The organism is Stenotrophomonas maltophilia group sp. RNC7, from assembly GCF_030910085.1.
Lineage (GTDB): Bacteria > Pseudomonadota > Gammaproteobacteria > Xanthomonadales > Xanthomonadaceae > Stenotrophomonas > Stenotrophomonas sepilia.
Genome location: NZ_JAVFVN010000889.1, coordinates 89,674 through 111,910 on the forward strand (window position 1 = coordinate 89,674; position 22,237 = coordinate 111,910).

General features: G+C 67.1%; 21 protein-coding genes. 12 read left to right on the top strand and 9 right to left on the bottom strand.

Annotated elements, in window-relative coordinates; genetic code table 11:
• Positions 1 to 134 precede the first annotated feature (134 nt).
• Complete coding sequence (locus tag RCF13_RS23200) at positions 135 to 1,826, bottom strand: AarF/UbiB family protein (protein ID WP_005419940.1); 1,692 nt, start codon at positions 1,824 to 1,826, stop codon at positions 135 to 137.
• Between the two features lie 162 nt (positions 1,827 to 1,988).
• On the opposite strand from RCF13_RS23200, the gene RCF13_RS23205 reads away from it, so the two are divergent.
• Complete coding sequence (locus tag RCF13_RS23205) at positions 1,989 to 2,915, top strand: DUF808 domain-containing protein (protein ID WP_061480242.1); 927 nt, start codon at positions 1,989 to 1,991, stop codon at positions 2,913 to 2,915.
• 95 nt (positions 2,916 to 3,010) lie between these two features.
• On the opposite strand, the gene RCF13_RS23210 is transcribed toward RCF13_RS23205, so the two are convergent.
• Entirely contained in the window at positions 3,011 to 4,549 is a 1,539-nt protein-coding gene (locus tag RCF13_RS23210) for a GGDEF domain-containing protein (protein ID WP_072168894.1), read from the bottom strand.
• A 105-nt stretch (positions 4,550 to 4,654) separates the two neighbouring features.
• Here RCF13_RS23210 and RCF13_RS23215 point away from each other — a divergent pair, with 105 nt between their 5' ends.
• The 3 genes from RCF13_RS23215 (at position 4,655) to RCF13_RS23225 (ending at position 6,576) form a co-directional block, all read left to right on the top strand.
• Positions 4,655 to 5,290, top strand: coding sequence for an NAD-dependent dehydratase (locus RCF13_RS23215; RefSeq protein WP_181357931.1), 636 nt, complete (start codon positions 4,655 to 4,657; stop codon positions 5,288 to 5,290).
• Entirely contained in the window at positions 5,290 to 5,997 is a 708-nt protein-coding gene (locus RCF13_RS23220; protein ID WP_134969434.1) for a YafY family protein, read from the top strand. Before RCF13_RS23215 ends, RCF13_RS23220 begins: the two co-directional genes overlap by 1 nt.
• 192 nt (positions 5,998 to 6,189) lie before the next feature.
• Positions 6,190 to 6,576, top strand: coding sequence for a VOC family protein (locus RCF13_RS23225; protein ID WP_134969433.1), 387 nt, complete (start codon positions 6,190 to 6,192; stop codon positions 6,574 to 6,576).
• A 36-nt stretch (positions 6,577 to 6,612) separates the two neighbouring features.
• On the opposite strand, the gene RCF13_RS23230 is transcribed toward RCF13_RS23225, so the two are convergent.
• The 5 genes from RCF13_RS23230 to pdhA form a co-directional block, all read right to left on the bottom strand.
• Positions 6,613 to 7,653: a hypothetical protein gene (locus RCF13_RS23230; protein ID WP_308141566.1), complete on the bottom strand. Its 1,041-nt coding sequence runs from the start codon at positions 7,651 to 7,653 to the stop codon at positions 6,613 to 6,615.
• A gap of 179 nt (positions 7,654 to 7,832) precedes the next feature.
• Positions 7,833 to 9,218: a dihydrolipoamide acetyltransferase family protein gene (locus RCF13_RS23235; RefSeq protein WP_231352357.1), complete on the bottom strand. Its 1,386-nt coding sequence runs from the start codon at positions 9,216 to 9,218 to the stop codon at positions 7,833 to 7,835.
• The gene (locus RCF13_RS23240; RefSeq protein ID WP_005411349.1) at positions 9,215 to 9,568 is read right to left on the bottom strand and encodes an SH3 domain-containing protein; all 354 of its coding nucleotides are present in this window, start codon (positions 9,566 to 9,568) and stop codon (positions 9,215 to 9,217) included. The genes RCF13_RS23235 and RCF13_RS23240 overlap by 4 nt, the downstream gene beginning before the upstream one ends.
• A 1-nt stretch (position 9,569) precedes the next feature.
• Positions 9,570 to 10,637 carry an alpha-ketoacid dehydrogenase subunit beta gene (locus RCF13_RS23245; protein WP_005419896.1) on the bottom strand — a complete coding sequence of 356 codons (1,068 nt, stop codon included), beginning with the start codon at positions 10,635 to 10,637 and terminating at the stop codon, positions 9,570 to 9,572.
• Positions 10,630 to 11,712 carry a pyruvate dehydrogenase (acetyl-transferring) E1 component subunit alpha gene (pdhA, locus tag RCF13_RS23250; RefSeq protein WP_061480235.1) on the bottom strand — a complete coding sequence of 361 codons (1,083 nt, stop codon included), beginning with the start codon at positions 11,710 to 11,712 and terminating at the stop codon, positions 10,630 to 10,632. The genes RCF13_RS23245 and pdhA overlap by 8 nt, the downstream gene beginning before the upstream one ends.
• Positions 11,713 to 12,047: 335 nt before the next feature.
• On the opposite strand from pdhA, the gene RCF13_RS23255 reads away from it, so the two are divergent.
• The 4 genes from RCF13_RS23255 (at position 12,048) to RCF13_RS23270 (ending at position 16,595) form a co-directional block, all read left to right on the top strand.
• Complete coding sequence (locus RCF13_RS23255; protein WP_005419892.1) at positions 12,048 to 12,923, top strand: tryptophan 2,3-dioxygenase family protein; 876 nt, start codon at positions 12,048 to 12,050, stop codon at positions 12,921 to 12,923.
• Positions 12,924 to 13,104: 181 nt separating this feature from the next.
• On the top strand, positions 13,105 to 14,604 hold the full coding sequence (locus RCF13_RS23260; protein WP_061480233.1) for an oligopeptide:H+ symporter: 1,500 nt from the start codon (positions 13,105 to 13,107) through the stop codon (positions 14,602 to 14,604).
• A 19-nt stretch (positions 14,605 to 14,623) separates the two neighbouring features.
• The gene (locus RCF13_RS23265) at positions 14,624 to 15,229 is read left to right on the top strand and encodes a thioredoxin family protein (protein ID WP_154351531.1); all 606 of its coding nucleotides are present in this window, start codon (positions 14,624 to 14,626) and stop codon (positions 15,227 to 15,229) included.
• A gap of 226 nt (positions 15,230 to 15,455) precedes the next feature.
• Positions 15,456 to 16,595, top strand: a complete 1,140-nt coding sequence (locus RCF13_RS23270; RefSeq protein ID WP_061480231.1) for a hypothetical protein — start codon at positions 15,456 to 15,458, stop codon at positions 16,593 to 16,595.
• An 81-nt stretch (positions 16,596 to 16,676) separates the two neighbouring features.
• On the opposite strand, the gene RCF13_RS23275 is transcribed toward RCF13_RS23270, so the two are convergent.
• Complete coding sequence (locus tag RCF13_RS23275; RefSeq protein WP_072168901.1) at positions 16,677 to 17,171, bottom strand: MarR family winged helix-turn-helix transcriptional regulator; 495 nt, start codon at positions 17,169 to 17,171, stop codon at positions 16,677 to 16,679.
• A gap of 129 nt (positions 17,172 to 17,300) precedes the next feature.
• On the opposite strand from RCF13_RS23275, the gene hppD reads away from it, so the two are divergent.
• Both hppD and hmgA read left to right on the top strand, forming a co-directional pair.
• A complete protein-coding gene (gene hppD, locus RCF13_RS23280; protein WP_185807468.1) occupies positions 17,301 to 18,413 on the top strand; it encodes a 4-hydroxyphenylpyruvate dioxygenase in 1,113 nt (370 codons plus the stop codon).
• Between the two features lie 103 nt (positions 18,414 to 18,516).
• Positions 18,517 to 19,815, top strand: a complete 1,299-nt coding sequence (gene hmgA / locus RCF13_RS23285; RefSeq protein ID WP_005411339.1) for a homogentisate 1,2-dioxygenase — start codon at positions 18,517 to 18,519, stop codon at positions 19,813 to 19,815.
• Positions 19,816 to 19,899: 84 nt separating this feature from the next.
• On the opposite strand, the gene RCF13_RS23290 is transcribed toward hmgA, so the two are convergent.
• Entirely contained in the window at positions 19,900 to 20,406 is a 507-nt protein-coding gene (locus tag RCF13_RS23290; RefSeq protein WP_061480229.1) for a hypothetical protein, read from the bottom strand.
• Positions 20,407 to 20,531: 125 nt separating this feature from the next.
• Here RCF13_RS23290 and RCF13_RS23295 point away from each other — a divergent pair, with 125 nt between their 5' ends.
• Together RCF13_RS23295 and RCF13_RS23300 are read left to right on the top strand one after the other, a co-directional pair.
• Positions 20,532 to 21,188 (top strand): hypothetical protein, encoded by a 657-nt coding sequence (locus tag RCF13_RS23295; RefSeq protein ID WP_061480228.1) that lies wholly within the window; start codon positions 20,532 to 20,534, stop codon positions 21,186 to 21,188.
• 73 nt (positions 21,189 to 21,261) lie between these two features.
• A complete protein-coding gene (locus RCF13_RS23300) occupies positions 21,262 to 22,227 on the top strand; it encodes a sodium:calcium antiporter (protein ID WP_061480227.1) in 966 nt (321 codons plus the stop codon).
• Positions 22,228 to 22,237 lie beyond the last annotated feature (10 nt).

A 22,237-nucleotide genomic window follows, 5' to 3' on the forward strand; every position in this document is an offset into this window, starting at 1 on the left:
TGCATGCACGAAGCTGACTGAAATGTTTGTTGAAAGCACGCGCGCGCAATCACGCTGCGAAGGTAAAACGAGCGTGAAAGGCTTCGTTGGATTGCATTAAAAACTGCATGAATACGGGTGTTTTCGTCGACGCGCTAGCGGTGCCCGCGCTCTTCGCGTGCCCGCGCGCGACGATCGAACAGCAATGCACTGGTAACGATGCCCAGCCCCAGCACCACGCCGATCAACAGCAGTATCAGTGCGATAAGGGGATAGCCGAACAGGTGCCAGCCGGTGTCGATCTTCATCATCATTGCCGCAGCCATGATCAACGCGGCGCTGATGATGCCGGCCGCCACGCGGTTGGCGATCTTCTGCAGGTTCTCCATCAACCGCGATTCTTCCAGCCCGGTCACCTTCATCTGCAGGCGGTTCTCGGCCAGCAGCGCCATGATGTCCGACAGCTTGCGCGGCCCGTCGCGCAGCAGCTGCTGCAGCTCCATCGCCTCGCTGGCGATGTTGGCCGCCGACAGGGATTTCTTCAGGCGCGCGCGCATCACGTGCTGCAGCTGGCGCTCGACGATGCGGCGCGTGTCCAGCTCCGGCGCCAGCAGCCGGCACACGGTTTCCAGGTTGAGCAGGGCCTTGCCCAGCAGGCTCAGTTCCGGCGGCGTGCGCAGCCCGCAGGCAGTGGCGATGCGCACCATGTCCAGCACCACGCGGCCTTCGGAGAAGCTGCCACTGGCGGCGTAGCGCGCGATCAGCTGGCCGGTCTCGCGCAGGTAGCGCTCTTCGTCGAAGGCCTCCAGCCGCGTGCTGATGCTGATCAGATCGTCGGCCACTTCTTCGCCGCGGCCATCGACGGCGGCGAACAGGATCTTCAGCAGCCGCTCGCGCAGGCGCGGCGGCATGTGCGCGACCATGCCCAGGTCGAAGATCGCCAGCCGGCCATCGGGCATCACCCGCAGGTTGCCCGGGTGCGGGTCGGCATGGATCTCGCCGTGCACGAAGATCTGGTCCAGGTAGCCGCGGATCAGCGCCGCTGCCAGCGGATCCATGTCCTGCTCGGTGCGGCGCACGCCAGAGATCGCATCCACGCGCACGCCGGTGGCGAGCTCCATGGTCAGCACGCGCTGGCTGCTGTAGTCCCAGATCGGCTGCGGTACCCACAGGCGGCGGAAGGGCCGCAGATGCCGTCCGAAGCGGGCCAGGTTCTCGGCCTCGGCGTGGTAGTCCAGCTCCTGCATCAGGGTCTTGGCGAACTCGTTGAGCCAGTCGCGCAGGCGCACGCGGCGGCCCACCTGGGTCAGATGATCGGCGGCCAGCGCAAAGCTGCGCAGCGCTTCCAGGTCCGAGCGCAGCTGCGCGGCCACTTCGGGCTTCTGCACTTTCACTGCCACCTGGCGGCCATCGTGCAGCACCGCACGATGTACCTGCGCGATCGACGCACAACCCAACGGCTCGGGATCGAACGAGGCAAACAGCTTGTTCACCCCCACCCCCAGCTCCTGCTCGATGATGGCGTGGATGCGCTCTACCGGGATCGGCGCCACCTTCTCCTGCATGCGCTCCAGGGCGGTGGCGAACTCCACCGGCACCATGTCCGGGCGGGTGGACAGCATCTGGCCCAGCTTGACGAAGGTCGGCCCCAGGGCCTCCAGGTCACTGACGAACTGTTCCGGGTTGCCATCGGCGGGCACGTCGGCCTGGTTGCTGGCGGCGTCCAGGTTCATGCCGGAGAACACGCCCGAATGGCGGTAGCGCAGCAGCAGGCGCAGGATCTGGCTGCGCCGGTTCATGCCTTTGACCAGCGGAGGATTGCCATTGGCGGTGGGCGGATTGCTCAAGCGGAACTCCCATGCGGCAAGGACGGTAGTGCCGGCCGCTGGCCGGCAATGTCCGGATTCGGCAGTGTCGCCGGGGGAAGGTGGGCATGCGGTGAACCCCGCAGCTATCGCAGAGGCCGGCGGATCGGTCAGAATCCGCTCATTCCCATTCTTGGACGCCCCATGGCCGGTGCCAGCCTGTTTGCCCTGCTCGACGATATCGCCTCCCTGCTAGACGATGTCTCAGTGCTGACCAAAGTCGCCGCGAAGAAGACCGCCGGTGTGCTGGGCGACGATCTGGCGCTGAACGCGCAGCAGGTGACCGGGGTCAACGCCAACCGCGAACTGCCGGTGGTCTGGGCGGTGGCCAAGGGCTCGCTGGTCAACAAGGTCATCCTGGTGCCGGCGGCGCTGGCGATCAGTGCGCTGGAAGCCTGGCTGCACAGCCGCGGCTGGAACGTGCCGCTGATCGTGCCGCTGATGATGATCGGCGGTGCCTTCCTGTGCTTCGAAGGCGTGGAGAAGCTGGCGCACCGCTTCCTGCATTCCTCCGACGACGATGCCGAGCGCCAGGCCGAACGCCGCAAGGCGCTGGCTGACGCGCAGGTGGACATGGTCGCGTGGGAGAAGGACAAGGTGAAGGGCGCGATCCGCACCGACTTCATCCTTTCGGCCGAGATCATCGTGCTCACCCTGGGCGTGGTCGCCACTGCGTCGTTCACCAACCAGATCCTCACGCTGAGCGTGGTCGCACTGGCGATGACCGTGTTCGTCTATGGGCTGGTGGCGGGCATCGTCAAGCTCGATGACGTTGGGCTGTACCTGTCGCGCAAGGGCGGTGCCATTGCCGCCTTCGGTCGCGGGCTGGTGGCGTCGGCGCCGTGGCTGATGAAGTTCCTGTCGGTGGCCGGCACCATCGCCATGTTCCTGGTCGGTGGCGGCATCCTGGTGCACAACGTGCCGGCCCTGCACCACGCGGTGCAGGCGCTGGGCGGCGAAGGGCAGTGGGGCTGGCTGGTGAGCGCGGTGGGCAACATGGTGGTCGGCATCATCGCCGGCGCCATCGTGCTGGCAGCGGTGACCGGGTTCCAGAAGCTGCGCGGGAAGTGATCTGTAGAGCCGAGCCCACGCTCGGCTGCTCTACGGCGCTGCGCGCCGCCGCCCGAGCATGGGCTCGGGCGCTACAGCGTCTGCACGCTGGATCATCAGCCCGCCTGCACCCGGTTCTTGCCCTGCCGCTTGGCCGCATACAGCGCGTCATCGGCGCGCCGCAGCAGGGTTTCGGTATCGTCACCGGGTTGCCACTGCGCCAGCCCGGCGCTGAAATGCACCGGCACGCGCTGCTCCTGCACGGTCAGCACGCGATGGGCCAGCGAGCGCTGCAGGCGCTGCACGGTGGCCATGCTGTCGGCGCCCTGGGTTTCCGGCAGCACCAGCACGAACTCGTCGCCGCCCAGCCGTGCGATGCCGTCGGTGGCGCGCAGCAGCAGCTTGCACACGGCCACCAGGTGCTGCAGCAACGCATCGCCACCGGCATGCCCATGCGCGTCATTGGTCTGGTGGAAATCATCCAGGTCGATCACCGCTACGCCCAGCGGTGAGTTGTTGCGCGCGGCTCGGGCCAGCTCGCGCTCCAGCAGTTCGTCCAGGCCACGGCGGTTCAGCGCCTGGGTCAGCGGATCGATGCGTGCCAGGTCACCGGCGGCGCGCAGTTCCTGCTCCAGCTCGGCAATGCGCTGCTCTGCGCGCTCCACTTCCTGCCGCGCATTGGCCAGGTGATCGCGGGCCTGTGCGGCCTGCTGCTGCACTTTGCCGGTATCGCGCATCACCTCCTGCAGCAGCTGGTTGAGGTCGGCGATGCTGCGCGCCTCGCGCAGCTGCAACGCGTAGCTGCCGATGCGGTCGTGGTATTCGCCGGTGCTGGTGGCCATGCCGTCCATGCGCTCGATGAACTCGCCCATCAACCCGCGCATCGCCGCCTTCGAATCATCGATGCCCTGGCGCAGCAGGCCCTGCTTGTAGATCACTTCGCGCAACTCGGCGCGGGTGCGCTCGACTGCCTCGGCTTCCAACGGACCGTCCAGCAACTGGCGAACCGCCGCGATCTGGCCCTGCAGCCAGCTGCGGTCATCCAGCAGCTCGCTGACGTTCTCCAGCAGCAGCGCGAACAGCTCCAGCAGCAGCGCCTGCTGCTCCTGCCAGCTTTCGGCACGCACGCCGACCTGGTGGCCAAGTTCGCGCACGCCCTGTTCGATGGGTTCCAGGGCTGTGCCCGGCTGCCATTGGCGCAGGCGCAGGGCCAGCGCCTGCGCCTGCTCGCGCAGGTCCGGGTCATGCTGCAGCAGGGCCACCACCGCACCGCCCAGCAGCAGCCGCAGCTGCTCGGACAGGCGCAGGCTTTCCGGCTGCCCGTCCGGCGAATGCTGCTCGATGGTGCGGATGTACTTGTCGATCAGCTGCCGCATCGCGCGGCCGTAACGTGGCCAATCGGCGCTGGCCTGTGCGGACTGCAGGCGGTCGCCCATGTCGCCCAGTTCGCCGGGCAGGGTGGCCATGCCGTTGGCGAACGCCGCCAGCAGCGGTTCCGGCGCATCGGCGCCCGCGAACAGCTGCTGCAGCGCCACGCCACCGCCGCCCTGCAGCACCACGCGGTCACCCCGGCCATCGTCCACCACCGCGCGCACGCGTGCCGGCGGCCCAAGGGCGGTACCGGGGGCAGGGCGGTGGTCGGGCTGGTCCGTCATGGAGCGAATCCTGGGGCTGGCAGGGACTGGTTCCAGCATATCGGCGCGGCTGCCGATGGCTTGAACGGCTACGATGGGCGACAGGATGCCGCAGTGGAGGTGGTGATGCGCGTGATGTTGCTGGGGGCGACCGGCCTGGTCGGCGGGCTGACCCTTCCCAGGCTGCTGGACGACCCGCGCTGCAGCGCCGTGGTGGCGCCCACCCGCCGCCCGTTGGGCGTAACCCACGGGAAGCTGGAGAACCCGGTGCTGGCCTTCGACGCGTTGCCCACTTCGCCCGAATGGGCGCGCGTTGACGCGGTCATCTGCGCGCTGGGCAGCACCATTGCCCAGGCCGGCAGCCGCGAGGCTTTCCACCGCATCGATCATGACTACCCGCTGGCGTTCGCCCGCCTGGCGCAGGCACGGGGGGCGCAGACCTATGTGCTGAATTCCGCAGCCGGTGCCAACCCGCAGTCGTCGATCTTCTACAGCCGGGTGAAGGGCGAGCTGGAGCGTGACCTGCGTGCGCAGGGCTTCAACTCGTTGACCCTGGTCCGCCCAGGGCTGATCGGGGGTGAGCGCAACGAGGTGCGTCGCGGCGAGCGTTTCGCATTGACGGTACTCGGCGCACTGGGGCCAGTACTGCCACGGGCGTGGCGGATCAATCCGGCCAGCGAAATTGCCAAGGCACTGGTCGAGGCCGCACTCGCCCCGCAACCGGGTGAACACGTGGTGGCATCGAGCGCGCTGGCCGGCTGATGTCGCGTGCGCTGCGTCTGACCCAGCTTCAACAGCTGCTGCGCCGCCATCGGCGGCCGGTGGCCGGGCAGGTGCTGGCCGAAGCGCTGGGCATCAGCCTGCGCACGCTGTACCGCGATATCGAGACCCTGCGCGAGCAAGGCGCCGACCTGCGTGGTGAGGCCGGCGTCGGCTACCAGCTGGCGCCGAGCGATACCCTGCCGCCGATGACCCTGCCGCCGGCCGAGATCGATGCGCTGGTGCTGGGCCTGCGCTGGGTTGCGGCCCGTACCGAACCCGCGTTGGCCGAAGCCGCACGCGATGCCCTGGCGCGTATCGCGCATGTGTTGCCCGCAGCGCGGCGCGAGGCCTTGCGTGACAGTGGCCTGCGGGTGGGCCCTTCGCGTGCGGCGGCCAAGGTTCCCCCAGCTCGTCTGCAGGCCGTGCGAGAGGCTGTCGGTTCACAGCAGCGCCTGAAGTTCGGCTACGAGGACGCGCACGGCCAGCGCAGCGAGCGCATCGTCTGGCCGTTCGCGCTGGGCTACTTCGATGAGGTGCCGATGCTGGCGGCGTGGTGCGAGCGCCGCGAGGATTTCCGCCATTTCCGTCTGGACCGCATCCGCCAGGCGCGTGTGCTGGAGGATCACTACCTCGTGCCACGCGCCACCCTGCTGCGACGCTGGCAGAAGGCGCAGGGCATCGCGCCGGACTGGCTGGATCGCTCATAACCACAGCAACAGCCGGGACCCGGGGCGTGTAGAGTCGACTGTTAGTCGACTATCGCGCGCAGCGCGGAGTTTTAGGCAGGTTGAGGGAAGAGCAGTCGACTAACAGTCGACTCTACCGACAGTCGAATATGCTGACAGAATCTGTCAGCAGGCCAGTACCACCATGAGCGCTCCCAACAACGGAGCTTCCCCATGTTCACGCCCAGCACTCTGCTGCAGTACGTGCGCGACGTCGCCACCAGCGCCTCTTTCTACAGTGGCATCCTCGGCAAGCCGCCGGTCGAGCAGTCGCCCGGCTTTGCCCTGTTCCTGCTCGGCGATGGCGCCGCACTCGGCCTGTGGCAACGCGACGACGTGCAGCCTCCGGTGTCCGCGCAGGCCGGCGCCGCTGAACTGGCGATGGTGGTCGCCAACCCCGACGCCGTGCAGCAGATGCACGATGCGTGGCGCGCGCTCGGCGTGCAGATCCTGCAGGCGCCGGTGACGCTGGAGTTCGGCCATACCTTTGTCGGGGCAGATCCTGATGGCCACCGCCTGCGTGTGTACAGCCGCGCCGAGGGGTTGGTGGCGCGGAGTTGATTCAGGGAGGGAGCCGGTACGTGCCGGCTCCTGGAACTACCCTTGCTTCTGCGCTGCTTCGATGACGATTGAAAATGTCTCGTCGTCTTCCGAATTCCATGCAATGGCCAGCTGGGCCAGTTCTCCGACCACATCGCGCTCGGGGTTGCACCGCCTGAGCTTCTTGATGAACTGCCGGACCTGACGTGGCGTCAATTCACAACCTGGATAATTGAAGAGATTGAGCGCGGCATCTGAAGAGGCGTCCAAGAGGTCGGGCGCGAGGATGGAATAGGCTTTGACGTAGCGGGAGAACGGAATATCCGACAGGAAGTTCTCCGCTGCGCACATCACTGACGCATCATGTGGCGGGTTCCGAAGAAATTCCTTCATGACCGCCAAAACGACTTCTACTGACGCTGGTTTCGTCAGAGGCGTGTAGAAGTGGTCGGCGTATGCACAGCATCCTTCGTGGGTGACCGCAGCATCCGATAGCGTTGCCAGTGTTGAGATCCAGACGTCAGCGTCCAGCGGCGTAGCCGGTTCGGCGTCTCCTTGTTGATCGGTCATGGGGAGGACCGCCCGGACGAGGGGCTCGCCGTTGCGCCATGACCGCAGACGGGAGTCGATAATTGCGTACACCTCCTCCTGTTTGTCCCACATGGCGTCCGGCGAAGGCATGGCGTCTTGGGGGAACAACGAGAAGAAGTCCGAAAAGTAGGGAGCGGCCATGCAGAAGTAGCGAACGGTGAACTCCAGCAATTCCGGGTCGAACGCAGTACCGGGGATTTCGTCCTGGAAGGCAGCTTCGATGCATGCCAGGGTATCTGTCGGCGAGGGGGCGGCTGCCACCGTAGAGCCGACCGATGCGTCAAGGAAAGCGTGATTTCGGGCGAGCCAGCGCAGGAAGATGATCCCAAGGACCCAGTTCGTGTCTGACGGATCCTCGTCCTTCGTCAACCGTAGGAAGAATGGAGAGGCGCGGAAAAAATCATTGCCCGCCTTCATGAATTCTTCGAGTGTGGGTGGTGTCTCAATCACGGAAGTTCGACGTCTGCAGAGAGGCTCAAGGCTATCGAGCTGCTCTTGGGAATCCATGCAACTATTCTCAAAATGCTCCGTTGGGCTTTCAACCGACGGTCGGAGAGCCCAGTAGATCCCCGCCATGCGTGGATGGAGCGCGAAGGAGCGGGCACAAAAAAACGCCGGGCAATGCCCGGCGTTCTTTCCAAGTCAGGTGCCAACCAACGGTTGGCACCCACCGGTCAGGTAGTCGATCAGCTGGCCAGCGCCAGGTCGTCCATCATCGCGCGCAGGAAGCGGGCGGCTTCGCCGCCGGTCGCCGCGCGGTGGTCGAAGGTGACCGACAGCGGGATTACCTTGTGCGCTTCCACGCCGCCCATCACCGGGGTCATCTGGTGGCGGGCACGGCCGGCACCGACGATGGCCACGCACGGCGGCACCACGACCGGGGTCGCGTAGCGGCCGGCGAACATGCCGAAGTTGGACAGCGAGATGGTGTAGCCGCTTAGTTCCGAGGCGGCGATCGAGCGCGATTCCACCTGCTCGCGCAGGCGGTTGACGCCCTCTCGGATGCCACGCGCGTCGAGCATGTCGGCATTGCGCAGGGCCGGCACGAACAGGCCGTCGTCGGTGTCCACGGCGATGCCGATGTCTACCTGCGCGTGCAGGGTGCGGGTCAGTGCTTCACCGTCGAACCAGGCGTTCATGGCCGGCACCTTCTGCGCGGCAACGACAATCGCGCGCACCAGGCGGGCGGTGACGTCGTTGCCCGGCAGCCAGGCGTGGATGTCGGCGTCGTCGTTCAGCGTGGTCGGCACGACCTTGCTGTGCGCATCGGCCATGACGCGGGCCATGTTGCGGCGCACGCCCTTCAGCGGTTCCGGCTGGCCCTTGGCGACCACGCCCGGCGGCTGGGTGCGCATCGGCTTGCCGGCGGCGGACAGCGGGGTGCGGGCTTCGCTCTGCACCGGGGCAGACACCTGCGCCGGGGCCGGCGCGGCATACGCGGCGGCAACCGGTGCCGGAGCAGCGCCGAGCTTGGCGGTGCCGTTGGCGGCGGCCTGCTTGACGTCGGCCATGGTCACCGCTCCATCGGTGCCAGTAGCGGCCACGCGGCTCAGGTCCACGCCCAGCTTGCGCGCCATCGCACGCACGGCTGGCACGGCCTTGACGCCACCGACGGCCAGTGCCTGTTCGGCATGCACGGTGTTGGAGCTCTGCATGGCGCCGACCACGGTACCGGCGTCATCACGCTCGGCCGCGGCGGGCTTGGCTTCTTCCACGGCAACCGGTGCGGCGGCCGCCGGCAGCGGCGGCGGCGTCGGTGCAGCGGCAGGCGCTGCGTGACCATGGCTGTGGCCGGTGTCCTGGCCATCGGCACGCTGCGGCAGGTTCGGGTCCAGTTCGAAGCTGGCCAGCACCGAGCCGGTCGGGATGATGTCGCCGGCAGCGCCGGACAGCTTCAGCACCTTGCCTGAGAACGGCGAGGGCACTTCCACCACGGCCTTGGCGGTCTCCATCGAGACCAGCGGCTCGTCCAGCTTGATCACATCGCCTTCCTTGACGAACCACTCGACGATGGTCGCGTCCGGCAGGCCTTCGCCCAGGTCGGGCAGGTTGAAGTTCTTGGTCTGGCTCATTTGCAGTTCTCTTCCAGCAGTTCCAGTTCGCGGGCCGGCAGCCAACCCGTCGCGCCATTGGCGCGCTCGGACCACCACCACCCGCCGTGTTCGTGATGAAGCTTCACCATCTCGCCGCTTTCCACATCCAGCTCGCGGGCGTCGTAGTCGCACAGGGCTTCGGCGCGACCCTCGTCCAGCAGCTGCAACCAGGCGATGGGCGCCCATCCAGCGCGCCCATCGTTGGTGCGTACCCAGGCAAACGCCGGCCATTCCTCGTCACGTACACCTACTTCGACGATCTGGCCGGTGTGGAACCGGAGCGGGTTGGGATACTGGCTGCGGTAAGCCCCCAGAAGGCGGGCCCGCATGTCAGCCGGCCGCCACCGCGCGCTTGGCCGCCGCCACGATCCGCTCAACGCTCGGCAGGTACTTCATTTCCAGGCGGAACAGCGGAATGTGGGTGTCGTAGCCAGTAACGCGCTCGACCGGGGCCAGCAGGTCGTAGATCGATTCCTCGGCCAGGCGCGCGGCGATCTCGGCGCCGAAGCCCGCGGTCTTCGGGGCCTCCTGCACGATCACGCAGCGACCGGTCTTGGCCACCGATTCGGCGATGGTGGCGAAGTCCAGCGGGCGCAGCGTGGCCACGTCGATGACTTCGGCACTGATGCCTTCGCCGGCCAGCTTGTCGGCCGCTTCCAGGGCTTCCTTCACCTGCGCGCCCCAGGTCACCAGGGTCACGTCGGTGCCGTCGCGCAGCACGAAGCAGACGTCCAGCGGCAACGCTTCGCCGTCGTTGACGACCACTTCCTTGTACTGGCGATAGATGCGCTTGGGCTCCATGTAGATCACCGGATCCGGCTCGCGGATCGCAGCCAGCAGCAGGCCGTAGGCACGCTGCGGCGACGACGGCAGCACCACGCGCAGGCCCGGCACGTTGGTGAAGATCGCCTCGTTGGCTTCGCTGTGGTGTTCCGGCGCGCGGATGCCACCGCCCCACGGCACGCGCAGCACCATCGGGCAGTGCAGGCGGCCACGCGTGCGGTAACGCAGGCGCGCGGCGTGGCAGACGATATGGTCGACCATCGGGTACATGAAGCCATCGAACTGGGCTTCGGCCACCGGCTTCATGCCCTGCGCGGCAAGACCAATCGTCAGGCCGGCGATGGTGGTTTCGTCCAGCGGGGTGTCGAGGATGCGGTCCGAGCCGAAGCGCTGCTGCAGGCCGGCAGTGGCGCGGAACACGCCGCCGTTGACGCCCACGTCCTCGCCCAGCACCAGCACCGACGGGTCGTGTTCCAGTTCCCAGGCCAGCGCCTGGGTGATGGCTTCGATGAGGGTGATCGGGGTGGTGGTCATGCTGTCATCTCCGCGCGCGACCGCAGCGCTGTCGGCGGCGTTGGTGTGCGCGCCGGGCGCGCCGTTCTTGATCTCATCCATGGCGCTTCTCCAGGGCGATCGCCTGGGCACGCTGGGCCAGCAGGTCCGGCGGCGGATCGGCATACAGGAAGTCGAACATCGCCTCGACCGGCTGCACCGGCGTGTTGAGGTACAGGTTCACTTCCTCGTCCACGCGCGTGCCGCACTCGGCGACCCACGCGGCTTCCTCGTCCTCGCTCCACACGCCGGCGTTGACCAGGTACTTGCGCAGGCGCAGCATCGGCTCGCGCTGCCAGGCATCCTTCACTTCGGCGTCGTCGCGGTAGCGGCGCGCGTCATCGGCGGTGGTGTGGTCGGACAGGCGGTAGGTCATCAGTTCCAGCACGGTGCCGCCGTCGCCGGCCAGCGCACGTTCGCGCGCCTGCTCCATTGCCGCCAGCACCGCGATCAGGTCGTTGCCGTCCACCTGCAGGCAGTGCAGGCCACCGGCCAGGCCCTTCTGCGCCAGTGTTTCGGCACCGGTCTGGGCCGAACGCGGCACCGAGATGGCCCAGCCGTTGTTGACGATGCACAGAATCAGCGGCAGCTTGTAGGCGCCGGCCGAGTTCAGTGCCGCGTAGAAGTCGGTCTTGGAGCTGCCGCCGTCGCCGCACACCGCCACGGCGATCTGCGGTTCCTTGTTGAGCTTGAACTTCAGCGCAGCACCTGCCGCATGCAGGCACTGGGTGGAAATCGGCACGCAGAACGGGAAGTCCCTGGCCGCGTTGCCGCCGTAATCGTTGCCGCGTTCGTCGCCGCCCCAGTACATCAGCACGTCGTGCGGGCGCACGCCACGCATGAACATCGCGCCATACTCGCGGTACGAAGGCGCGAACACGTCGTCCTTCTGCATCGCCGCGCCGATACCCACGTGGGCGGCTTCATGGCCCAGGCAGGCGGCATACGTGCCGAGCTTGCCGGTGCGCTGCAGCGCGATGGATTTGCTGTCGAACGTACGTACGAACAGCATCTGCTTGAACAGCGGTACCAGCACCTTGGGGTCGCGCAGCGACGCGGGCAGGTCGTCACGGACGAGCGTGCCGTCCGTGTCCAGGTACTGCAGGTATTCGATCTTGAATTCAGCGGCAACCGTCATTGCGTACTGCACCTTCGACAGAGAAGTTACAAATGATATGAATCGCCATGTTAAGGAACGCGTACGGAATAGCCTTCCTGCGCCGCAACACGGAGATTCCCCGTTTTACCCCTGCCGGCGGGTGGGGGGCCAATAACAACAACGTATTCAGTCGTTGCTGCAAAGCATCAGAATACGCCTCTGGCTGACCGCCGGTACAACGGCGCGGACGGTTCCACGCGCAGGCCCGGCATCGGCCGATGCTCCACGGCCAGCCGCACGCCCCGGTATGGACCCGGCGGCTGCCAGCGCGGCGGCAACGCGCTACCCTTGCCGCCCCCGATCTGGTCCCGCCCATGTCCGTCGACAACAACCAACGCGATCTCGAAGCCGGCATCCACACCGACCTGCAGGGACGCCTGACCTACGGCGGCTACCTGCGGCTGGACCAGCTGCTCAGCGCGCAGCAGCCGCTGTCCAGCCCGCCGCACCATGACGAGATGCTCTTCATCATCCAGCACCAGACCTCGGAGCTGTGGCTGAAGCTGCTGGGCCACGAACTGCGTGCCGCGATCGGCTTCCTGCAGCGCGATGAAGTCTGGCAGTGCCGCAAGGTGCTGGCGCGCAGCAAGCAGGTGCTGCGCCAGCTGACCGAGCAGTGGTCGGTGCTGGAAACGCTGACCCCGTCCGAATACATGGGCTTCCGCGACGTGCTGGGCCCGTCGTCGGGCTTCCAGTCGCTGCAGTACCGCTACATCGAGTTCCTGCTGGGCAACAAGAACGCGCAGATGCTGCAGGTGTTCGAGCACGACCCGGCCGGGCAGGCGCAGCTGCGCACCGTGCTGGAGGCGCCGAGCCTGTACGAGGAATTCCTGAAGTACCTGGCCCGCTTTGGCCATGCTGTCCCGGCGGTCTACGAGGCCCACGACTGGACCCAGCCGCACGTGGCCGACGACGCATTGCAGCCGGTCTTCGAGCGCATCTACCAGGACACCGACCGCTACTGGCGCGAGTACGCGCTGTGCGAGGACCTGGTGGACCTGGAGACGGCTTTCCAGCTGTGGCGATTCCGACACATGCGCACCGTGATGCGGGTGATCGGCTTCAAGCGCGGCACCGGCGGTTCGTCCGGCGTGGGCTTCCTGGCCAAGGCGCTGGAACTGACCTTCTTCCCCGAGCTGTTCCAGGTGCGCACCAGCCTGCAGGCCGCGCCCCCGGCAGCGCTGGGCTGATCCCCATTCAGCTTGGTTCCCGGCCCGCGGCTGGATCGTTTCAGATGCAAGTTCAGGGAGCAGGCTGCCACCTGCCTCAAACGGCGTGTATTTGACGTGAACGCCAGAAGTCGGTGATCCTCGCGCGTTGCTCCAACTGCACAGCGGACGTGCTCGTCATCCACCGAACCAGGAAATCCGCATGAGCGTAAACGCCACTGCGAACACCCCAGAGCCGGCACTGCCGGACTTCAAGACCACGCTGGGCCACCCGCGCCCGTTGTGGATGCTGTTCATGACCGAGTTCTGGGAACGCTTTGCGTTCTACGGCATCCGCTGGGCGTTGGTGCTCTACATCGTTGCCCAGTTCTACAACGGCAGCGCTGCCGGTGAAGGCGACGCCAGCCGCATCTATGGCGCCTACCTGGCCCTGGTGTACGCCGCGGCCATCTTTGGCGGCTACGTGGCCGACCGGGTACTGGGCTACCAGCGCTCGATCCTGACCGGCGCGATCATCATGGCCGCCGGCCTGTTCATGATCTCGCTGCCGCAGGAGCACATCTTCAAGCTCGGCCTGGCCACCATCATCGTCGGCAACGGCCTGTTCAAGCCCAACATCTCGACCATGGTCGGCAAGTTGTACGGCCTGAAGGACGAGCGCCGCGATTCGGGCTTCACCATCTTCTACATGGGCATCAACATCGGCGCGATGATCGCCCCGGTGCTGACCGAGTACCTGGCCCGCAAGGTGTTCGGTACCGATGCGATGCCGTCCTACAAGGTCGTGTTCATCGCCTCGGGCGTGGGCATGCTGATCTCGCTGGTGTGGTTCTACATCGGTCGTGCCGGCCTGAAGGGCATCGGTGCACCGCCGGCCGGCGCGGAAGGCTTCGGCCGCATCATCATGGTGCTGGCCGGTGCCGTGGTCGCCATCCCGGTGGCCTACTTCCTGCTGGCTACCGGCGCCACCGCGCTGGCCTGGATCCTGGGCGCGATGTTCACCGCGCTGGCCATCCTGCTGCTGGTCGAGGGCGTCCGCGAGGGCAAGGTGCAGCGCGACCGCGTGATCGCGATGCTGATCATCTTCGCCTTCAACGTGATGTTCTGGATGTTCTTCGAACAGGCCGGCAGCTCGTTCACCTTCCTGGCCGAGAACATCGTCAACCGCCAGTTCGGCAGCTGGACCTTCCCGACCGCGTGGTTCCAGTCGGTCAACTCGGTGGCGATCATCACCCTGGCACCGGTCATCGCCTGGATCTGGGTGGCGATGGGCCGCGCCAATCCGTCCATCCCACGCAAGTTCGGCCTGGGCCTGCTGTTCAACGGCGCCGCCTTCGCGCTGCTGATGTTCGCCCTGTCGCAGATGGTCGTGGACGGCAAGATCCCGTTCTGGACCCTGTTCATGGTCTACGTCATCCAGTCCGTGGGTGAGCTGTGCCTGTCGCCGATCGGCCTGTCGATGGTGACCAAGCTGGCCCCGGTGCGCCTGGTCGGCTTCGGCATGGGTGGCTGGTTCCTGTCCACCGGCATCGGCAACAACCTGTCGGGCATCTTCGCTGGCGTGGTCAGTGGTGAAGGCGGCATGACGGTCGAGTCGGCCCTGAAGGGGTATACCTTCGGGTTCTGGGCCCTGATCGGCTCCGGCGTGGTGCTGTTCCTGATCGCCCCGCTGATCAACAAGCTGATGCACGGCGTCAAGTAATGAAGCGAGGGTAGAAAGCATGCGCAGCAAGCTCGGTGGTGCAATGGTGGTGGTCTGTGCGGCGCTGATCGGCGCCTGTTCCCAACCGCAACCGCCTGCCACCGCCGAGCCCACGCAGCCGCTGGACACCCGACCCACCGAGCCACCGGTCGCTGACCCCAGCGAACCGGTGGCCTCGGGCAACACCCCGGTGGCGGCAGACATCGCCGCCATCGCTGGGCTCGGCGCGCAGTTCGACCCGTCCCGCAACCCCGCCGACGACCTGGCCACCGCCAAGGTGGAAGCCCAGCGCGGCAAGAAGCGCATCCTGCTGGAGGTCGGCAACGCCGCCTGCGAACGCTGCCGGGCGTTGGACGATGTGGTGGAAGGCAGCGGCGACCTGCGTCGCTTCCGCGATGCCCACTACGTGTGGGTGAAGGTCAACGCCAGCGACGAACAGCCCAACACCGCCTTCTTCGCCCAGTTCCCGGTGATGGAGCGCGACTACCCGCACCTGCTGGTACTGGACGCCGATGGCAGCCTGCTGGTCTCGCAGGCCACTGCTGAGCTGCGCAAGGGCGAAGCCTTCCAGCCTGCGCGGGTGAGCGCGTTCCTCAAGCAGTGGGCACCCGACAAACCGGAATAGGGGAGTGCCGGCCGCTGGCCGTCATGCTCTGGTGGATGCCGACCGCGGCCGCCTACCCCGGTGGGTGCCGACCGTTGGTCGGCACAGAAGTGCATCCACGCATGGCGTGGCTCTACTGTGGTTGCGGTCACACTCCCTGAATCGGCATCTCAACTTCGCAACGCGCTCGCCGTTACCGGCAAGGACCTCAGTCGACGCCCCGTCGACGCAACCTACCGGAACGCCCATGCACAGCGACCACGCCGAACGATTGCCCGAACCTGCCAGCCACCTGGCCGAGGGTGGGGCAGGCGAGGGCGTGACTTTGCCGGCGCAGGAAACCCTGTTGGACGACGCCGGCACCGGCGAGGAAACCGTCGAACTGGCCCCGCCGCGCCATCGCCTGCCGCAGATCGCGCTGCCCGATAACGTGGTGCTGAAGGGTGCGGTGCAGAAACTGGTCGAGCAGAAGGCGCGCCTTGATGCGCTGGCCGCCGAAGGCCAGCTGGCCGGGCTGCTGCCGCCGGAATGGCAGGGCCATGGCGCGCGCGCGATCGAGCTGTCCACCTTCATCCAGGGCGTGCTGCCGTTCCTGCAGACCGGGGAGCGTGGCGAAACCGCGCCTGCCCGTCTGCCGGTGCGGCACGTGCTGGGGGATGACAGCCGGTGGGGCCTGGAGGATGTCACCGAGCCGAAGTCGTTGGCGTGGTACCTGGCCAGTGACGAGCGCGCCACGGCGGGCAGCAAGGACGTGGCGGAGGCGTACCTGGTGGGTGCGCTGGGCCTGGCGTGGATGCAGGAAGGGCGCAGCCGCCCGGGCTTCCTGCGTGCGATGGGCCAGGACAGCCTGGCGGCGCGGGTGACCATGCTGGGTTATCCGCCCGCCAACGAACTGGCGCTGTACAACGTCACCGCGCAGGGCCAGCCGCAGATCTGGTGCGTGCACGGCCGCCGCCGCATGCGCCCGCTGGTGGCGCCGTGGCTGAGCGTGCCGCTGCTGACCGCTTACGGCGTGCCGGCCCCGGTGGCGTGGCCGTCCAGCTTCCCACCGGTGGAGGCCGTGGCCGAAGTGCTGGCGACCGCCCGCCTGGGGCGCGCGCTGCCGGAAGTGGATCTGGGCAAGGTGGTGGCGAAGATCGCCGAGGATGCCGCGTCCGACGCCTGGCAACCGGTCAGCCTGCTGCAGCTCAATACATGGTCACCGCGCTGGCATTTCTTCCTGGGCACCTTCGTCGGCCTGCCGTCGCTGCTGCTGGTGGCTGCGGCGCTGGCGCTGCCCGGCGCGGTCGAAGCCGCCACGGTTGCCGCCTCGCTGGGCTTCGCCGGCGGCGCCATCGCAGCACTGGCCGTGCCGTGGATCCACGCAAGGCGCAAGCACCTGAGCTGAAAAAAGGGGACGGAGGGGATTAGGTCGTTTCAGGCACACCTGTGCTCATTACGACTTAATCCCCTCCGTCCCCTTTTTCGTTCAGACCCCTTCGCCCATCCGCTCCAGGCCTTCGCCGGCCAGGCGCAGGATCAGCTTTTCCAGCAGTTGTTCTTCCTCGTCGCTCAGGACCGACATCAGCTTGCGGGTGATCTCGATCACCATCGGCGCGATGGTCTCGTACACCTCGAAGCCGGCGGCCGACAGCGCCAGTACCGAGCGGCGGCGGTCGTCGCCATGCGTCTCGCGCTTGATGAAGCCGCGCTCCAGCAGGCGGGCCACGGCGCGGCTGACCGCCACCTTGTCCATCGCCGTGCGGTCGGAGACCTCGCTGGCCGAGGAGCCCGGGTACAGCGCCAGGATGGTGATCACCCGCCACTCAGGGATCGCCAGACCGTAACGATCGCCGTATAGCTTGGCGATGTTGCCGCTGACCCGGTTGGACAGCACGCTCAGCCGGTACGGCAGGAACTGTTCCAGGTCGAGCAGGACGTGCGAGGCACGCAGGCGGGTCGAGGCAGGATCGGCGGGGCTCATGTTGCGGTGCACCTTGCTGGTGGTTTCAAGTGTAACTATAAGGGGTGGGTCCAGACCCTGCATTCTCGCCGGGTCCCTACCTGCCCGCACCTGGTTTGTACCGATGCGGTACCGATTCGGAGCCACGCCATGAATACCGCAGTCCCGACCGCCTCGCATCCCAACCCCGGCATGCAGGTCACCACCTTCGAGAACCCGATGGGCATCGACGGCTTCGAGTTCGTCGAATTCGCCGCCCCGGCCGGCCGCGGCCAGGAGCTGCACGAGTACTTCCGGAAGATGGGCTTCAGCGCGGTGCTCAAGCACAAGCAGCGTCCGATTACCGTCTATCGCCAGGGCGACGTCAACTTCCTGGTCAATGAAGACCCCGATTCGTTCGCCGCCGACTTCGCCGAAAAGCATGGTCCGTGCGCCTGCGGCTTCGCCATCCGCTTCAAGAAGCCGGGCCAGGAGGTCTACCAGACCGCGCTGGGCAACGGCGCCGAAGCCATCGCCTTCAAGCCGGACAGCAAGGCGGTCAGCGCGCCGGTCATCAAGGGCATCGGCGACTGCATGCTGTACCTGGTCGATCGCTATGGCAGCGCCGGCAGCATCTACGACGGCGACTACGAGCCGATCGCCGGTGCCGACCTGCACCCGGTGGGCTTCGGCCTGACCTTCATCGACCACCTGACCCATAACCTGTACTTCGGCAACATGCAGCAGTGGTCGGACTACTACGAGCGCCTGTTCAACTTCCGCGAGATCCGCTACTTCGACATCAAGGGCCTGAAGACCGGCCTGGTGTCCAAGGCGATGACCGCGCCGGACGGCATCGTGCGCATCCCGCTGAACGAATCGTCCGACCCGAAGAGCCAGATCAACGAGTACCTGGACGCGTACAAGGGCGAGGGCATCCAGCACATCGCCTGCTTCACCGAGAACATCTACGACACGGTCGAAGCGATGCGCGCGCAGGGCGTGGACTTCCTCGACACGCCGGAGACCTACTTCGACGTGATCGACCAGCGCGTGCCGAACCACGGTGAAGACGTGCCGCGCCTGGCCAGGAACAAGATCCTGATCGATGCCGATCCGGAAACCCACCAGCGCAAGCTGCTGCAGATCTTCACCCAGAACTGCATCGGCCCGATCTTCTTCGAGATCATCCAGCGCAAGGGCAACGAGGGCTTCGGCGAAGGCAACTTCACCGCGCTGTTCGAGAGCATCGAGCGCGACCAGATCCGCCGCGGCGTGCTGTAAGGTCCTGGGCAGCGCCGGGTCACGCCCGGCGCCTGCTTGCCTGTAGAGCCGAGCCATGCTCGGCTGCTTTCCGTTCCGGTCTTGCCGTTTTTCAGGAGCCCCCATGTCCCCCGCCATCACCGCCCGCGGCTACCAGTCCGGCTTCGGCAACGAATTCGCCACCGAGGCCGTCGCCGGCGCGCTGCCGGTCGGGCAGAACTCGCCGCAGAAGGTGGCCCACGGCCTGTACGCCGAACAGTTGACCGGCACCGCGTTCACCGCGCCGCGCGGCAGCAATCGCCGCAGCTGGCTGTACCGGATCCGTCCGGCGGTGACCCATGGCGAGTTCACCCCGTTCGCGCAGTCGCAGCTGCAATGTGATTTCGGCGCACAGCCGGCCTCGCCGAACCAGCTGCGCTGGAGTCCGCTGCCGCTGCCGGAGCTGCCGACCGACTTCGTCGAAGGCCTGTACACGATGGGGGGCAACGGTTCGCCCGATGCGCATGCTGGCGTGGGCATCCACCTCTACGCTGCCAACCGCGACATGGTCGGCCGCTACTTCTACGATGCCGACGGTGAGCTGCTGATCGTGCCGCAGCTGGGCGCGCTGCGCCTGCTGACCGAGCTGGGCGTGATCGAGATCGAGCCGCAGCAGATCGCGGTGATCCCGCGCGGCGTGCGGTTCCGCGTTGAACTGCCCGATGGCCCGAGCCGCGGCTACATCTGCGAGAACTACGGTGCGCTGCTGAAGCTGCCCGACCTTGGCCCGATCGGTTCCAACGGCCTGGCCAATCCGCGCGACTTCGAAACCCCGCACGCGGCGTTCGAGGATGTCGATGGCGATTTCGAGCTGATCGCCAAATTCGAGGGCCGCCTGTGGCGTGCGCCGATCGACCATTCGCCGCTGGACGTGGTGGCCTGGCACGGCAACTACGCGCCGTACCGCTACGACCTGCGCCGCTTCAACACCATTGGCTCGATCAGCTACGACCACCCGGATCCGTCGATCTTCCTGGTGCTGCATTCGCCCAGCGACACGCCGGGAACCAGCAACATGGATTTTGCGATCTTCCCGCCGCGCTGGCTGGTGGCGCAGAACACGTTCCGCCCGCCGTGGTTCCACCGCAACATCGCCAGCGAATTCATGGGCCTGGTGCACGGTGCCTACGATGCCAAGGCCGAAGGCTTCGTGCCGGGAGGCGCATCGCTGCACAACTGCATGAGCGGCCATGGCCCGGACGCACCGACCTTCGACAAGGCGTCCAATGCCGATCTGTCCAAGGCGGACGTGATCAAGGACACGATGGCCTTCATGTTCGAGACCCGCGCGGTGATCCGCCCGACCGCACAGGCCCTGGCCGCCGGCCACCGTCAGGGCGACTACCAGCAGTGCTGGAACGGCCTGCGCAACAACTTCCGCTGATCCGAAAAAGGGGACGGAGGGGATTAAGCCGCAATCAGCACACGTGTGCTTGAAACGACTTAATCCCCTCCGTCCCCTTTTTCTTCAGGCCACCTCGGCGAACGCGTCGCAGTGCTCCAACGGCAGCGCTTCCAGCAGGCGTTGGCGTACGCGCTGGCAGTAGCCTTCCGAGGTCAGCCCGGGCAGCGTCCGCATCGCAGACTGAAGTACCTGCAGGACATCGCTCTCGGCCCGGGCCTGTTGCAGTTCGCGGAACAGGGCCACTGCCTGTGGGTGGCGCTGCATCTCCAGGATCCCCAGCACGTAGATGCGCGCGGCCACCAGTGAGCGGCGGCGTTCGCTGCCGGTTGCGGGTGCAGCCGCGGCTGCGGGTGGTGGCGGGGCGGCTGTGGCGGCGGTCCCGGTGCTCAGGTAACCGGCCTGCACCAGCTGGATGACCATGGCCGCCGCGTCCTGGCCGATCAGGCCGGTGAGGTCGGCCAGGGTGCGCTGGCCGTCGCACAGGATCAGCAACCGGCGCTGGCGCATGTCCAGCGGCGCGCGATGGGCCTGCAGCGCGGTTCGGGCGAGTTCGGTCTTGCGCGGTTGCATGGAAGGGACAGCCAGGTCGGTGCACGCCGAGCCTGAACGAGGGCGATGAAACCGCGATGACAATGCAGCCTCTGCACGCGCGCTGCGCTAGCGTGCAGCTACCTTCGTGCCAGGGAACCGCACCGATGAAGCACCTCCCGATTGCTGGTCTGTTGCTCCTTTCGCTCGCCGCCTGCAGTGGCGGCCCCGACAAGCAGGGCGCCGCCGGCAGCGGCAGCGACACCCCGGCGGAAACCGCGTCGGCGACCGGTCCGGCCCAATCGACGGATCCTGATCTGGCGGCCCGCCCGGCGAACGACCTCCGCAAGGACAGCCCGGCGCGCCTGGATGGCTTCGGCGGCGTCACGCTGGGCGCCGGCATCGCCGAGGTCCGCAGCGGCTTCGGCACGCCGCTGCAGGGACTGGGCACCGACGCCAGTGGCAAGCCCTTGCCCGCCGACGACGGCAACGACGGCTGCTACTTCCTGCGCCCGCAGGATGCCGAGGACCCGCGGCTGATGATCGAAGGCCGCAAGCTGGTGCGCTACGACGTGCGCAGCGCCGCCATCACTGCACCGGGCGGCGGCAAGGTCGGCATGACCCTGGGCGAGCTGCAGGTGCTGTATCCCGAGCGCGCTGACGTCGGTCCCGACAAGTACGACGAGAAGGCCCAGCACCTGCGCGTGCGGCCGGCGCAGGAGGGCGGGGCAGTGATCGACTTCGCGCTTGGTGCCGATGGCCGGGTGGGGGCCTGGCGGGTCGGGCAGACCCCGCAGGTCGACTATGCGGAAGGCTGTGGCTGATCCTTGATCCACCGCCCAGCCATGCGCTCGGGCCACGCGTAGAATCGCGCCACCACTGCTGGGGGAGTGCTCGATGATCGCCATTGCCATTGCCTGGTTCCTGCTTGGCCTGCTGCTGCTGGCCCTGGGCGGGGACTCCATCGTCAAGGCCGTGTCCGGCCTGGCCCAGCGTTTCGGGGCCAGCCCGTTCACCGCCGGATTGCTGCTGCTCGGGGTGGCCACCTCGTTGCCGGAACTGGCGGTCAACGCACGCGCGCTGGCGGTGGGCCAGCCAGAGCTGGCGCTGGGCAATGCGGTCGGCAGCAGCATCGTCAATCTGGGCCTGACCCTGGCCGTGGCCGCCATCGCCGCGCCCCTGTTGCTGCGCGCGCGCCTGCAGGCGGTGCTGTGGTGGTCGCTGCTGGCGGCCGCCGTGCTGCTGATCCTGTTCGGCCTGGATGGTCACCTGGTGCGCTGGGAAGGCGGCGTGCTGGTGGCGGGCTTCATCGTCATGCAGGTGCTGCTGCTGCGCCGCGGCCGCGTCGAGAGCGCCGAGGTGCAGGCAGCCATCGCCGAATCCGCGCTGAGCCGCACCAGCCTTCCGTTGAACGTGCTGCGCGTGCTGATCGCCGCACTGACCCTGTACTGGGGCGCGCGCCTGGTGGTGGGTGCTGCGGCCGACTTCGGTGCCGCACTGGGCTGGACGCCGTTGCTGGTCGGCCTGTTGCCGGTGGCGATCGGCACCGCACTGCCCGAGGTGGCCACTGCCATTGCCGCCTCGCGTCGCGGGCATGGCGACATGGTGCTCGGCCACGTACTGGGTTCCAGCGTGGTCAACCTGCTGCTGGTGATCGGCGCGATGGCGGTGTTGCAGCCGTTGGCGTTGCCGGCCTCGTTCGTGCGCCTGGAACTGCCGGCGCTGTTGGCGTTCGCGCTGGTGCTGTACCCGATGCTGCGCGGCGACCTGAAGATCAGTCGTGGCGAAGGCGGGATCCTGCTGGTCGCGTTCGTAGGCTGGTTCGTGCTGGAGCTGCTGCTGGTCGGCGCACCGGCGCTGTAGAGCCGAGCCC

Bases quoted from the DNA above. Each gene is read 5' to 3' on its own strand.
- RCF13_RS23205 (WP_061480242.1), top strand. From the start codon at position 1,989: ATGGCCGGTGCCAGCCTGTTTGCCCTGCTCGACGATATCGCCTCCCTG.
- RCF13_RS23210 (WP_072168894.1), bottom strand. From the start codon at position 4,549: ATGACGGACCAGCCCGACCACCGCCCTGCCCCCGGTACCGCCCTTGGG.
- RCF13_RS23215 (WP_181357931.1), top strand. From the start codon at position 4,655: ATGCGCGTGATGTTGCTGGGGGCGACCGGCCTGGTCGGCGGGCTGACC.
- RCF13_RS23220 (WP_134969434.1), top strand. From the start codon at position 5,290: ATGTCGCGTGCGCTGCGTCTGACCCAGCTTCAACAGCTGCTGCGCCGC.
- RCF13_RS23225 (WP_134969433.1), top strand. From the start codon at position 6,190: ATGTTCACGCCCAGCACTCTGCTGCAGTACGTGCGCGACGTCGCCACC.
- RCF13_RS23230 (WP_308141566.1), bottom strand. From the start codon at position 7,653: ATGGATTCCCAAGAGCAGCTCGATAGCCTTGAGCCTCTCTGCAGACGT.
- RCF13_RS23235 (WP_231352357.1), bottom strand. From the start codon at position 9,218: ATGAGCCAGACCAAGAACTTCAACCTGCCCGACCTGGGCGAAGGCCTG.
- RCF13_RS23240 (WP_005411349.1), bottom strand. From the start codon at position 9,568: ATGCGGGCCCGCCTTCTGGGGGCTTACCGCAGCCAGTATCCCAACCCG.
- RCF13_RS23245 (WP_005419896.1), bottom strand. From the start codon at position 10,637: ATGGATGAGATCAAGAACGGCGCGCCCGGCGCGCACACCAACGCCGCC.
- pdhA (WP_061480235.1), bottom strand. From the start codon at position 11,712: ATGACGGTTGCCGCTGAATTCAAGATCGAATACCTGCAGTACCTGGAC.
- RCF13_RS23255 (WP_005419892.1), top strand. From the start codon at position 12,048: ATGTCCGTCGACAACAACCAACGCGATCTCGAAGCCGGCATCCACACC.
- RCF13_RS23260 (WP_061480233.1), top strand. From the start codon at position 13,105: ATGAGCGTAAACGCCACTGCGAACACCCCAGAGCCGGCACTGCCGGAC.
- RCF13_RS23265 (WP_154351531.1), top strand. From the start codon at position 14,624: ATGCGCAGCAAGCTCGGTGGTGCAATGGTGGTGGTCTGTGCGGCGCTG.
- RCF13_RS23270 (WP_061480231.1), top strand. From the start codon at position 15,456: ATGCACAGCGACCACGCCGAACGATTGCCCGAACCTGCCAGCCACCTG.
- RCF13_RS23275 (WP_072168901.1), bottom strand. From the start codon at position 17,171: ATGAGCCCCGCCGATCCTGCCTCGACCCGCCTGCGTGCCTCGCACGTC.
- hppD (WP_185807468.1), top strand. From the start codon at position 17,301: ATGAATACCGCAGTCCCGACCGCCTCGCATCCCAACCCCGGCATGCAG.
- hmgA (WP_005411339.1), top strand. From the start codon at position 18,517: ATGTCCCCCGCCATCACCGCCCGCGGCTACCAGTCCGGCTTCGGCAAC.
- RCF13_RS23290 (WP_061480229.1), bottom strand. From the start codon at position 20,406: ATGCAACCGCGCAAGACCGAACTCGCCCGAACCGCGCTGCAGGCCCAT.
- RCF13_RS23295 (WP_061480228.1), top strand. From the start codon at position 20,532: ATGAAGCACCTCCCGATTGCTGGTCTGTTGCTCCTTTCGCTCGCCGCC.
- RCF13_RS23300 (WP_061480227.1), top strand. From the start codon at position 21,262: ATGATCGCCATTGCCATTGCCTGGTTCCTGCTTGGCCTGCTGCTGCTG.